Origin of the sequence: Streptomyces purpurogeneiscleroticus, from assembly GCF_020024005.1 — a bacterium.
GTDB classification, from domain to species: Bacteria; Actinomycetota; Actinomycetes; order Streptomycetales; family Streptomycetaceae; genus Streptomyces; species Streptomyces purpurogeneiscleroticus.
In genome coordinates this window covers 1-11,902 of the sequence record NZ_NHSG01000170.1, presented here as the reverse complement: position 1 = coordinate 11,902, position 11,902 = coordinate 1, and the positions used below count along the sequence as shown (strand labels likewise).

At 67.9% G+C, this 11,902-nt stretch carries 9 protein-coding genes; 3 read left to right on the top strand and 6 right to left on the bottom strand.

Annotation, left to right across the window (positions count from 1 at the left end; all coding sequences use genetic code 11):
- Positions 1–24 precede the first annotated feature (24 nt).
- The 6 genes from CCS38_RS09945 to CCS38_RS09920 all read right to left on the bottom strand — a co-directional run bounded on the left by CCS38_RS09945 (position 25) and on the right by CCS38_RS09920 (position 7,032).
- Complete coding sequence (locus tag CCS38_RS09945; RefSeq protein WP_223732844.1) at positions 25–1,656, bottom strand: NAD(P)/FAD-dependent oxidoreductase; 1,632 nt, start codon at positions 1,654–1,656, stop codon at positions 25–27.
- A gap of 64 nt (positions 1,657–1,720) precedes the next feature.
- A complete protein-coding gene (locus tag CCS38_RS09940; RefSeq protein ID WP_223732843.1) occupies positions 1,721–2,827 on the bottom strand; it encodes an ABC transporter permease in 1,107 nt (368 codons plus the stop codon).
- Positions 2,828–2,873: 46 nt separating this feature from the next.
- Positions 2,874–4,007 carry an ABC transporter permease gene (locus CCS38_RS09935; RefSeq protein WP_223732842.1) on the bottom strand — a complete coding sequence of 378 codons (1,134 nt, stop codon included), beginning with the start codon at positions 4,005–4,007 and terminating at the stop codon, positions 2,874–2,876.
- 21 nt (positions 4,008–4,028) lie between these two features.
- A complete protein-coding gene (locus tag CCS38_RS09930; protein WP_223732841.1) occupies positions 4,029–5,012 on the bottom strand; it encodes an ABC transporter ATP-binding protein in 984 nt (327 codons plus the stop codon).
- 55 nt (positions 5,013–5,067) lie between these two features.
- Complete coding sequence (locus tag CCS38_RS09925; RefSeq protein WP_223732840.1) at positions 5,068–5,721, bottom strand: TetR/AcrR family transcriptional regulator; 654 nt, start codon at positions 5,719–5,721, stop codon at positions 5,068–5,070.
- Positions 5,722–5,961: 240 nt separating this feature from the next.
- Positions 5,962–7,032, bottom strand: coding sequence for a glycoside hydrolase family 43 protein (locus CCS38_RS09920; RefSeq protein ID WP_223732839.1), 1,071 nt, complete (start codon positions 7,030–7,032; stop codon positions 5,962–5,964).
- A 637-nt stretch (positions 7,033–7,669) separates the two neighbouring features.
- On the opposite strand from CCS38_RS09920, the gene CCS38_RS09915 reads away from it, so the two are divergent.
- The 3 genes from CCS38_RS09915 to CCS38_RS09905 all read left to right on the top strand — a co-directional run bounded on the left by CCS38_RS09915 (position 7,670) and on the right by CCS38_RS09905 (position 11,388).
- Entirely contained in the window at positions 7,670–9,496 is a 1,827-nt protein-coding gene (locus CCS38_RS09915; protein WP_223732838.1) for an AMP-dependent synthetase/ligase, read from the top strand.
- Between the two features lie 165 nt (positions 9,497–9,661).
- A complete protein-coding gene (locus CCS38_RS09910; protein ID WP_308050780.1) occupies positions 9,662–10,495 on the top strand; it encodes an aldo/keto reductase in 834 nt (277 codons plus the stop codon).
- Between the two features lie 152 nt (positions 10,496–10,647).
- Complete coding sequence (locus tag CCS38_RS09905; RefSeq protein ID WP_223732837.1) at positions 10,648–11,388, top strand: class I SAM-dependent DNA methyltransferase; 741 nt, start codon at positions 10,648–10,650, stop codon at positions 11,386–11,388.
- Positions 11,389–11,902: the final 514 nt, after the last annotated feature.

The following is an 11,902-nucleotide window of genomic DNA, read 5'->3' as shown; positions in this document are numbered from 1 at the left end:
TTCTGTGCTCGTCGGCGTGCCGGATCAGCCATGCGTGGGGCGGAGGGCGTGTGAGCCGGAGACAGCGGCGAGCAGTGTGCTGCGCACCAGTGCGCCGACCTTCCGGTCGGGGGCGGTCTCGGCCCACTCGAGTACCGCGCCGATGTCTTCGGGTGCCGGATGGTAGAAGCGTGCGCCGGGATCGGCGAATCCGAACGGCAGCGGCGCGAAGCCGCTCTCGGCGATCGCGGCGAATATGTTGGCGGAGGCCGCCTCGGCAGGTATGCGCCCGGCACCGGCGGCCGCGCACTCCTCCGCTGCCAGCATCACCAGGTCGCGGTAGCCGGCGTGTCCGGCGAAGTACGGCGCAGGCCACGAGGCCGTCTCGTGAGCGGCGTGCAGGGCGTCGGGGGCTGTGCTGTCGATGCGCGCCAGGTAGTCCCCCAGCTGGAAGGTACCCAGCATGGTGCCCAGGCTGAGGACCTTCAGGGCCGCGGTGAGCAGGTGGGAGTCGGTCGTGGCGTCCAGAAACATGCGGTGCGCCAAGACACCGGCAGAGATCTGGTTCCTGGCGATCCGGTCCATCTGCGGCAGCCCGGAGCCGGCGTAGTCACCGGTGCGTGCCGCGGTGATCAGCCGGTGCGCCAGGGCGTTGACGAGCTCCAGCCCGCTGCTGAGCGACCAGGAGAACAGGCCGTCGACGGTGGCGGAGGACTCCGGGAGCAGACACCAGCGCTCGCCGGCCCGGTTTTCGGCGAAGTCCTGCAGGGTGGTGCTGCGGAAGGGCTCGGTGGGCCGGGCGGTGGCCAGCTGCCGTGCAGCCAAGGGGAGTTGGGCGAGAAGCTCGCTGAACTGGGCCTCGGGGTCGGGATCGGGCCGGTGGCGGCGGGCATCCAGGCAGACGCCGACACTGGTGAGCCGGTGCACGGCGTCGGGGTGGTTGTCGAAGGGGGTGCACCACAGGTAGCCGCCGTCGAAAATGTGGTACACGGTGCCCTCGTCCCAGCTGCACGGCGCCTGGCGCGCCTGTCCCGCGAGGGGTGCCAGACGGCCCGCCCCGGCCATGTGGGTGGAGATGGAGTGCAGTTGAGCGGGGAGGCGGCGGGGCCTGCCGATGAGCGTGGGCTGCCGGCCCAGCGCACCGTCCTGGCCGGCGCAGTCCACCACGTAGTCGGCGTGGAAGGTCTCGGCGCGCACGGTGCGGATCTGCACGCCGCCCGGGCCGGTGTCGACCTCCACGACGTCGCCGGCCTCGGGGGCAATGGCTCCGTAGCGCAGGGCGGTGGCCCGGACCGCGGCGTCGGCATCCGGACGGAACAGGGCCGGCTCGGGAGGCATCCGGCGCGGCGCCGCGATCTGGTGCACCTGGTCGGGATGTTGTGTGCCGTGGGGGCCGTAGTAGAAGAAGCCCAGGCTGCGGCCGGCCCCTGTGGTGGGGGTGACAGCGGCCAGCCCGGCCAGTTCGGGCACGTCGTAGCGCTTGCCGAGGGTGCGCAGCAGCATCGCGGTGTAGGGGATGACGAGCTCGCCCCCGGCGCGTTGCGCCGAGGGACGCTCCCCCAGCATCAGGACCCGCAGCCCGCGTCTGGCCAGGATCGCCGCCAGGGCTGCCCCGGTCAGACCACCGTCCAGGACGGCGACGTGCCACCGCTGTTCCGTGGCGGGCTGTGTTTGCATGGGTGTCCTTTCATTTGGGGATGCGTGCCGGTGCGCTGTGGAACGCCCGGCGCAGCGGAGGTGCTCACATGCTGCGAGAGTCCTTGCTGCGCCCCTCGAGGCGGTAACCGGCCCAGACCAGAAGCACACCGACCAGCGCGGCGAGCAGCAGCGTGGTCAGCTGGGCGGCCGTCAGGCCGCGGAATCCGTACAGGAACGGGTTCATCCAGGTGAAGATGCGGGAGAAGGGCCACCACGCGTCGAAGGCGCGGGCGGCGGGCTGGAGCCAGGAGACCATGGTGAAGCCGCCGCCGATGAAGAAGGTGACCATGGAACCGAGGACGATGACGGGCTGCGCAGCGCGGAAGTATTTCAGGAAGTGCCCGGCGAAGATGCCGACTCCCGCGCAGAAGATCATCACGGGGAGCATGTACAGGTACAGCAGCAGCACCTTTCCCGGGCCGACCTCGAAGTGCGCGATCCAGTAGGACAGGCCGAGGGGGATGAGGGACAGGAGGATCGTCACCACCATCGCGGAGAACACGTTCGCCAGGCCGGCGGTCACTGGGCGCAGCGGCGTGAGCAGGATTTCCTTGCGGGTGGAGTTCTCCCTCTCGAACATGAAGAGGTTGGAGGCCAGCAGCATGGCCCCGAAGAACAGGGCGAGCAGGACGGAGGAGCCGCCGAGGTAGGCGGTCCGCCACACGTCGTGAGGGTGGGCGCCGGCCATCCTGGATTCGATCCGCAGCTTCGCGCCCGGCACCTCCGCCCGGTTGATCACCAGTTGGATGCGGCCCATGGTGTTCTTCACGGCGTCGGAGTTGACGTTGTAGTTGCGCACCGTGAGGTCATGGGTGTGGGCGTAGTCGCGCGGGATCTCGATGACGGTGTTCAGCCGTCCCCAGGAGACCAGGGAGCGTGCTTCGGAGTCGTCGTGGGTGACGACGTTGAACCAGGGGGTGATGTCGGAGTGCGCGGTGCGGATGTCGTGTTCGAGGGACTTGGCTTGTGCGCTGCTCGACTTGTTGACCAGCCCGACGGGGTAGGCGTCACCGAAGCCGCCGTAGACCATGGTGGAAAGGATCAGCATGGCCACCGGCACGATGGCCGCTTGGATGAGCAGGGAGCGCTGACGCCGCAGGAGCAGCATGTTCCGCCGGTGGACGGCGAAGAACGCATGCAGATTCTTCATCGATCGACCTTTCTGTTTTCCGGTCCGACCGGGCCGGTCGACATGCTCACTGCCCCTGCGCGAAGCGCAGTCGCTTCCGGAGAACGTAGGTGGCCGCACCGATCAGGACGATGATCACGGCGGACAGCCACAGCAGGTAGTGCGTCTGGCTGCCGATGTAGAACGGCTGCTGTCCTTCCACGGTGAAGCGGATCTGGTCGATCGCCCCGGAGACCGGCCAGTAGCGGGCGATCTGCCACAGGAATTCCACCAGGCCCGCGTGTGCGTAGCCGCGCATGTACGACTCGAAACCGACGACGAGGAAGTGCACGACGGCCAGCACCGCGGCAATGGGGACCAGAGGCAGTGAGCGGCGGAGGGTGACGCCCAGGAGCACGCCCAGTGCGGATCCATAGAGGAACATCAGCAGCAGGGGGGCCCAGCTGCCGGGCCCGAGTCGCGTGAGCGGATAGTCCAGAGTCAGCCAGAGGGTCAGCCCGACCAGGACCATGGTCATGCACGTTTGCACGAAAGCCGCTGTCCACTTGCCTGCGATGAGGGGCGCGAGTCCGCGGGGCGAGAGGACGACGGCCTTGGCAGTGCGATCCTCCCACTCCCGGGCGACCAGGCTGCCGGTGTTGACCATCGAGGCGTAGAGGATGGCGAACATCAGCAAGCTGGCGCCCATGTAGCGGGTGAAACTCATGGGTGACGCCCACCGGTCGACCGCTTTCACGCCGACCGTGTGCTCCGGGTCGATGCTCTTCTGCACGGCGCCGATGGCAGTGTCCACGCGGAGCTGCAGGTTTTTGGTGATGTCGGAGTTGATGTTGTCGGACACGATGTCGATGTGCGCTTTGCCGGCGGTGACATCGGCTTCGAAGGTGGGCGGAAGGACCACCATGCCGATGGTCTCGCCGCTGTCATACATCGCCTTGGCTTCCGCCGGGTCGGTGGTGCGGATCTCCCACGCGTCGCCGTCCTCGGACTTCATGTCTTTGATTGCGGACATGAACTGCTGGGTGTGCGGTCCGTGGGACTTCACGGCGAAGCCGATGGGCGCGGTGGTCGCCGTCTGCACGATGAAGGCGTAAAGGAGCACGAACATCACGGGAACGACGACGCTGAGGGCGAAGTAGGTGGGGCTGCGCCGCGATATGAGGAGGTCCTTGGCGACGATGGCGCGAACTGCCGTGAGCATGAGGAGCTCTCTCCCGTTCCCTCAGTCGCGCAGCGCGCGCCCGGTGTACTGCAGGAAGACGTCCTGCAGATTGGGTTCAGCGACTTCGAAGCTGTCGAGTTCGTCCCGCAGCACCGTGTCGTTGCGCAGGTCGCCGATGACGCGCAGCGCCTCCTTGGCATCGGTCAGACCCACCTTGACGGTCGTCTGGGTCGTCTCCACCGCGCCCCATGGCAGGTTCATGACATCCCGTGCGCGTTCGGCGGCCGGTGTGCTGCGAAAGCGCATCACCAGGCTCTGCGCCGCGAGGCGGGACTTGAGTTCGGCCGTGGTGCCCTCCACGATCTTCTTGCCGTGATCGAGGATGGTGATGTAGTCGGCGAGCGCCTCGGCCTCCTCCATGTAGTTGGTGGTCAACAGGATGCTCACTCCCGCGTCCGCCAGGTCGCGGACGCAGTCCCACAAGGCCCGGCGGGACTGCACGTCGACCCCCAGGGTCGGTTCGTCCAGGAGGAGCGCTCTCGGTTCGGTGAGGAGGGCGCGGGCCAGTGTCAGGCGGCGCTGCATGCCGCCCGAGTAGGTGCCGGTCCGGTCCTTCGCTCGGTCGGTGAGTCCGACCAGTTCGAGAACGTGCTCGATGCGGGAGGCGAGCTGGTCGGCCGGCACGCCGTAGTAGTGGCCGTGGAACTGCAGGTTCTCGCGGGCGTTGAGGCTTTCGTAGAGGGCGGTTTCCTGTGGTACCACCGCAATCTTGCTCAGTACCTCGTTACGGTCGCGGGCCGGTACGTGTCCAAAGACGCGTACCTTTCCCTGGCTCGGCGTGAGAAGGCCGCTGATCAGGTTGATGGTGGTGGTCTTCCCGGACCCGTTGGGGCCCAGCAGGCAGAACACCTCTCCCCGCTCCACGCTCAGGCTCAGGTCGCCGAGTGCGACAAAGGGATCGGGGCCCTTGCCGAACCGCACCCATACGTGGTCCAGGACGAGGCTGGGAACGTCGTCCCCCGAGTCGTCCGCAGTTCGTGTCATCGTTGACGTCGTCCGTGACACAAGCCCTCCCCGGGCTGTCGTTGGAGTCGTTCGCCTACGGGAGCACGCAGCACTTCACGAAGAAGTCGACGTGCTTGCGGGCCCACTCGTGACCCTTTCGCCGGTCTTCCGGCGTTGCCTGCGCGTGCAGGTAGACAAAACGCGCGTTGGCCAGTGGCGCGAGCAGTTCCCAGACCAGGTGTTCCGGCTCGAAGTCCGTGCGCAGCCAGCCGTTTTTCGCCCACTGCCGGAACGGCTCGTGGAACTGCTCCTGCACCTCGGCGATGGAGCCGGCGAGCGTGCGGGCACCGGTGGCGGCACCGAAGAGACCCTCGCGCATCATGACGCTGGCGAACATGCGCGCGGCGGGCGTGTCGAACCCTGCCATGATCTTCTGAGCCAGAGCGGGCAGCGCCTCCTCCGGCCGGGTGTGCGCGAGGGTCCCGGTCTCGAAGCCCAACAGGCCGAGGTCCAGCAGCCCCGCCGAGTCCATGAGGAACTCGAAGATCTGCTTCTTGCTGTCGAAGTGCGCGTAGATGGCGCTGTTCTGCACTCCGACCTTGGCGCCGATCTCCCGAAGGGACGTCGCCTCGAAGCCCTTCTCCGCGAAGAGTTCGAGCGCGGCCTCCAGCAGCCGCTCTCTGGTGTTGGACAGGTCCGACCGCTTTGGCCGGCCCGGCCCGCGGCGGGACGCAGGTCTGCTCGTCATGCTCAAAACTTAGCGGGCGCTCATTTATTTAGCAAGGAGGATGCGCCTGCCGTCACGTGAACACGAAGCGAAGGGGGACCTGGCCCCAAGTGGCCCGCTACGAGCCGGCGTTGCAATGCGCACGTCGCAGTCGGCGAGGCCACGCGAGGGCATGACACGCCACGCCACCTCGTGGCGTGGCGTGCCTTCCACCCACGAACCGGGGGCACCCGCGGGCGGGTCACCTGAGTGGACCGACTTCTACTCGAAGAACTTGATGCTCCAGCCGGTGTCCGTGTTCGGGCCGGGGACGTCGGCGCGGCTGTAGGTGGTGTTGCCCCACCAGGCGAATGAGCCGGTGTACCAGTACCGGTTCTCCCACGAGTACGGCGTTCCCTTCGGAACCGCGTGGAACATCAGGGGGAACTTCGATCCCGCGGGCGGACTGGTGTTGATGTCACCGTTGAGCAGGACGAAGCTGTGGTGGCCGGGGCCGTTGACGTGCAGCGTCGGGTCCCAGCCGGACATCATCGTCGCGCGGTTGGAGCCGAACAGGCAGCCGTTCGACTTGTACCAGTCCCATACGTGGGTCGGGTCGCCGCCGGCCCGCAGGCGCAGGTCGGCCAGGCAGTACTGCTCACTCCAGCTGCCGTTGGCGGAGTACACGATGTGCAGTTGCCCGTTCGGGTCCTTGATGGCTTCGGGTGCCTCGTTGATGAACGGGTCGCCGACCACCCGCTCCCAGCTCTCCCGCGGCTGCGAGATGACATGCCGTGCACCGGTCGGCGTGGTGGGGTTGCTCATCCGGGCGATGTAGAGGTTCTGCTCGACGTTGGTGTCACCGGCCCAGCCCGACCAGACGAACCAGCGCTGCCCGTTGAAGGTGAACAGGGTCCCGTCGATGGCCCATTTGTCGTCCGGCAGCGCCAGCTTCGTCTCGGCGGTGTAACCACTGTCCGGGTCGGCGGAGCTGATGACGTACATCCGGTGGGCCGGTCCGCGGCCGGCCGCGAAGTAGATGTAGTAGCGGCCGCCGTCCCGCACGATCTCCGGGGCCCAGACCTCCCCGAGGTCACGGGTGTCCGACCAGACCTGCCGGGCGGGTGCCGAGGCGAGACCGGCCGTTGATCGAGCTTGCCGTACGACGATGCCGCCACCGGTCGACTGCACCGAGACGTAGGTGTCACCGACCCGGAGCACACTCGGGTCCGCCGCCCGGAGAGCGGTCTGCTCCGCTCGGGCCGGCTCGGCGGACGACAGGGACATCACAGTGGCCATGACGCCGGACAGCACTACGGCGGCGGCGCCGGAAAGACAACGAGAAAGCTTCATGGTTCCGTCCCATGGTCGGCCTCCGTTCTCGACGTGTGCGAGCGGCCGGCAGAGATTCGTCGGCGCCTGCACAACGCCTGGTCAGGCCGCTCGAGGGAGGCTGTGAGTGCGGGCCCGGCCGTTGAGTTCTTCCCCTTCCGCGCCGATGTTTACATCGATGGAAAGAGCGCTCACAGCATCACTATCGGCACCGGGCGTGTCAACACTTCCGTCAGCCACAAACGCGGACGGCCGCATCAACTGTGCACGCCGCAGCGGGCTTTGACCGGCCGGCGTCCGGCAGTACCAGCTCCGCGCACTTCACCGGCCGGCTCACCCATGACCTCGACACTGGCACCCGCAAGCTCCGGCAGCCGGCGGGCGGCCCACCGTGAGCACCTCAAGAAGCAGGCCGGCCACCCCGGCCTTGCCATGGCTGATTCCGATCGGAAAGATTTGGTGCAGAAACGGTCCCTGTGACGTGATCATTCGGCATGTTACTCGCGGGTTCATGTCCGGGGTTCTCCGAGAGTAGCCCGTTTTCGTCGGATGACCTGGGCCTATGGCCACGGTTCGGACGTTTGGCAGTCGCTGCCGTTCGGGCGCTCTTGTGGGGTACGGTCGCGGCGCTGCATGGAGCACCACGAGGAGCGGGTCATTGCGCGAGTACTCCGTCCCCCCACTGGCGACGGCGCCCCGGGTCGGCGGTCTGGCGGACGCCGTCTTCGAAAATGCCGAGTCCGCCCCTGACCGGGTCGCGCTCTGCCGTAAGGACGACGCGGGACGCTGGGAGGATGTCAGCGCCGCGCGGTTCCGCGACGAGGTCATGGCGCTCGCCAAGGGGCTGCTTGCCCAGGGCGTGCGGTTCGGCGACCGCGTCGGGATCATGTCGCGGACGCGGTACGAGTGGACGCTGTTCGACTTCGCCCTGTGGTCGGTGGGTGCGCAGCCGGTACCGCTGTACCCGACCTCCTCCGCCGAGCAGGTCTTCTGGATGCTGCACGACTCGGGCGTCTCCTCGTGCGTCGTCGAGCACGAGGACCACTCCATGACCGTGGGCTCGGTCATCGACCGGCTGCCTCACCTGCGGCGGCTGTGGCAGCTGGACGCCGATCCGGTCGCCGAGCTGACCGCGGCAGGTGCGCACATCGAGGACGACGTCGTGCACCGGCACCGGATGGCCGTCACCCCGGACGCGCCCGCGACCGTCATCTACACCTCCGGCACCACCGGCCGGCCCAAGGGCTGCGTGATCAGCCACGCCAACTTCATGGCCGAGGCCGACAACGTCGTCGCGCGGTACGAGAAGGTCTTCCACTCCAAGCCCGGCGACGAGGCGTCCACCCTGCTCTTCCTGCCGCTGGCGCACGTCTTCGGCCGGATGGTCCAGGTCGCCGCGATCCGCGGCCGGGTCAAGCTCGGCCACCAGCCGAACCTCTCGGCCATCGCACTCCTCCCCGACCTGCAGTCCTTCCAGCCGAGCTTCATCCTCGCGGTGCCCTACATCTTCGAGAAGGTGTTCGCGGCGGCGCGGCGCAAGGCCGAGTCGGACGGCAAGCTCGGCCCCTTCGACAAGGCCGTCGACGTGGCGCGGCGGTACGCCGAGGCGATGGAGCACAAGGCGTTCGGTACCGGCTCCGGGCCCGGCCCGGGCCTGCGCATGCAGCACCAGCTGTTCGACAAGCTCGTCTACAGCAAGGTCCGGGCGGCGATGGGCGGCCGGGTCCGGCACGCGATGTCGGGCGGCTCGGCCATGGAGCGCCGGCTCGGCCTCTTCTGGGAGGGCGCGGGCGTCACGATCTACGAGGGGTACGGCCTGACGGAGTCCACCGCCGCGGCCACCGCCAATCCGCCCGAGCAGACCCGGTTCGGCACGGTCGGGCTGCCCATCCCCGGTACGACCGTGCACATCGCGGACGACAACGAGGTGTGGGTGCACGGTGGCCAGGTCTTCCAGGGCTACCTCAACGACCCCAAGGCCACCGACGCCGTACTGCACGACGGCTGGCTGGCCACCGGCGACCTCGGGCAGCTGGACGAGGACGGATACCTCACGATCATCGGCCGCAAGAAGGAGATCCTGGTGACCTCCGGCGGCAAGACGATCTCGCCGGTACCGCTGGAGGAGCGGGTGCGGGCGCATCCGCTGGTCGCCCAGTGCATAGTGATCGGCAACGACCGGCCGTACGTCGCCGCACTGGTCACGCTGGACGCGGAGGCGGTGACGCACTGGCTGCAGATGCGCGGCAAGCCGTCCCTGCCGGCGACCGACCTGGTGCGCGACCCCGACCTGGAGACCGAGATCCGGCGGGCGGTGGTCGCCGCGAACACGCTCGTCTCGCAGGCCGAGTCGATCCGGACATTCCGGATACTGGCCCACCAGTTCACCGAGGAGCACGGGCTGCTGACGCCGTCGCTGAAGCTGAAGCGGAAGTCGATCGAGACGGCGTACGAGGCCGAGGTGGCAGCGCTGTACGAGCGGTAAGTCGGCATTGCTCGAACGGATGTACGAGTATCCGTGGCGGCGGAACGGGTGACGACTCAGTCCGTCCGGTCCGTCTCAGCCCGTCGGCGTGCGCGGGAATGTGTGCCGTCGGATGATCGTTGAGTCTCGTAGTACCTGTACGCCGATCAAAGGACCGATTCGCTCGTGAGCAAGGTTCCCCACATCACCCTCAACAACGGCGTCACCATGCCGCAGCTCGGCTTCGGTGTCTGGCAGATCCCGGACGACGAGGCGTTCACCGCTGTCGGCCACGCTCTGGAGGCCGGGTACCGCAGCATCGACACCGCCGCGATCTATGGCAACGAGGAGGGCACGGGGAAGGCCCTCGCCGCTTCCGGCATCGCCCGTGACGAGCTGTTCGTGACGACGAAGCTGTGGAACACCGAGCAGGGTTATGACTCGACCCTGCGCGCGTTCGACACTTCGCTCGCCAAGCTGGGCCTGGACTATGTCGACCTGTACCTGATCCACTGGCCGCTGCCGGCCCGTGACACCTACGTCGACACCTACAAGGCGTTCGAGAAGATCCAGGCGGACGGCCGCGCCAAGGCCATCGGCGTCTCCAACTTCCAGCCGCCGCACCTCCAGCGGCTGCTGAACGAGACCTCGGTCGTCCCCGCGGTCAACCAGATCGAGCTGCACCCCGAGCTCCAGCAGGCCGAGACCCGCGCCTTCCACGCCGAGCACGACATCGCCACCGAAGCGTGGTCGCCGCTCGGCCAGGGCAAGGGCCTCCTGGAGAACGCCACGATCGGCAAGCTCGCCGAGAAGCACGGCAAGACGCCGGCCCAGGTCGTCCTGCGCTGGCACCTCCAGCTCGGCAACGTCGTCATCCCCAAGTCCGCGACCCCGTCCCGGATCAAGGAGAACTTCGACGTCTTCGGCTTCGAGCTGACCGCCGAGGACATGGAAACCCTCGCCGGCCTCAACGCCGACAAGCGCCTGGGCCCGGACCCGGCCACGTTCGACGTCGCCTGACCAACCGGCACACCGGCACACCGGCACGGCGCCGCCGCCCCCTTCACCGGGGCGACGGCGCCGTCGCCGTTCTCCCGGCCCGCCGGCGCGCCGGGGCCGTCCGGGGTAAATGCCTCGACAGCGCCCCACCGCACGCGGCAAAGTGGCCGCCCGTGACGAGCAGTGAGCTGTGGACCCGTGCGACCGCCGACCGCTACGACGCCGAGGAGAACGAGATGTCCTCGGCCGCCGTTCTCGGGCCGACTCTTGCCTTCCTGGCAGAGCTCGCAGGAGATGGCCGGGCACTGGAGTTCGCCATCGGGACCGGGCGAGTGGGCGTCCCGCTCCGGGAACGCGGTGTGCCGGTCGTGGGCATCGAACTGTCCGAGCACATGGCAGCGGTCCTGCGGCGCAAGATCGACGAGGACGCGCTGCCGGTCACCATCGGCGACATGGCCACGACCACCGTCCCCGGCGAGTTCACCCTGGTCTATCTCGTCTACAACACCATCACGAACCTGCTCACGCAGGACGAGCAGGTCGAGTGCTTCCGCAACGCCGCACGTCATCTGGCGCCCGGCGGCCGATTCGTCATCGAGCTGGGTGTACCGCCGTTGCGGTTCCTGCCGCCCGGCCAGGTTGCGGTGCCGTTCGACGTCTCCGAGCGGCATCTCGGTTTCGACACCTTCGACCTGGTCGAGCAGGTTCTCGTCTCGCACCACTTCACGCACGACGGCGACGACGGCCGCTACCGCCGCGACAACTCCCGGCACCGGTACGCCTGGCCGGCGGAGCTCGACCTGATGGCGCGGATCGTCGGGCTCGAGCTCGAACGCCGCGTCGCGGACTGGGACGGGACACCGTTCACCCAGGACTCCGCGAAGCACATCTCCGTGTGGCGCAAGCCGACCTGATGTCTGCCACCGGGCCGTCTTCGATCATCTGGGCGGCTGCCGCAGGACCCCGAGGGCCTGATTGATGAAGTCGCTGACGGCGTGGTGCAAGGCCATCGATTGTTGGTAGTTCTCCTCGACGACCTCGTCGGTGAGCACATTCGGATGCAGGCAGATCCATCGGAGATAGGCAACTGCCGCTCGGAGCTCCTTGCTGACACCCTTTGCCGAGTCCCCCATGTGACCGGGCCCGCCAACTTCCGCCAGTCCGGCCCCTATCCGCCACCGTTCCAGTAGTCCCTCACCTGCCTCTCGCCCTTCTGGTACTCCCGGGCCGGCTTCCCTATGGCGGTCTGAAATGCCAGGTAGGCGGATTTCCGCTCCTCCTGGGTCCATGACGGCATTGTGCTCCGCACCCGGCCGCCGACACCTTGCCCAGCAGCTCCCCGAACTACCGTACGATCGGCGGCAGTCGGCAGGACTGGGGAGGAACAGTGTCACGGCGGGGGAAGTGGTGGCTGGTCGCGGTGTGGGG

What these genes read in the sequence shown, in the direction of transcription:
- CCS38_RS09945 (WP_223732844.1), bottom strand. Translation starts at nt 1,656, where the DNA reads ATGCAAACACAGCCCGCCACGGAACAGCGGTGGCACGTCGCCGTCCTG.
- CCS38_RS09940 (WP_223732843.1), bottom strand. Translation starts at nt 2,827, where the DNA reads ATGAAGAATCTGCATGCGTTCTTCGCCGTCCACCGGCGGAACATGCTG.
- CCS38_RS09935 (WP_223732842.1), bottom strand. Translation starts at nt 4,007, where the DNA reads ATGCTCACGGCAGTTCGCGCCATCGTCGCCAAGGACCTCCTCATATCG.
- CCS38_RS09930 (WP_223732841.1), bottom strand. Translation starts at nt 5,012, where the DNA reads ATGACACGAACTGCGGACGACTCGGGGGACGACGTTCCCAGCCTCGTC.
- CCS38_RS09925 (WP_223732840.1), bottom strand. Translation starts at nt 5,721, where the DNA reads ATGACGAGCAGACCTGCGTCCCGCCGCGGGCCGGGCCGGCCAAAGCGG.
- CCS38_RS09920 (WP_223732839.1), bottom strand. Translation starts at nt 7,032, where the DNA reads ATGAAGCTTTCTCGTTGTCTTTCCGGCGCCGCCGCCGTAGTGCTGTCC.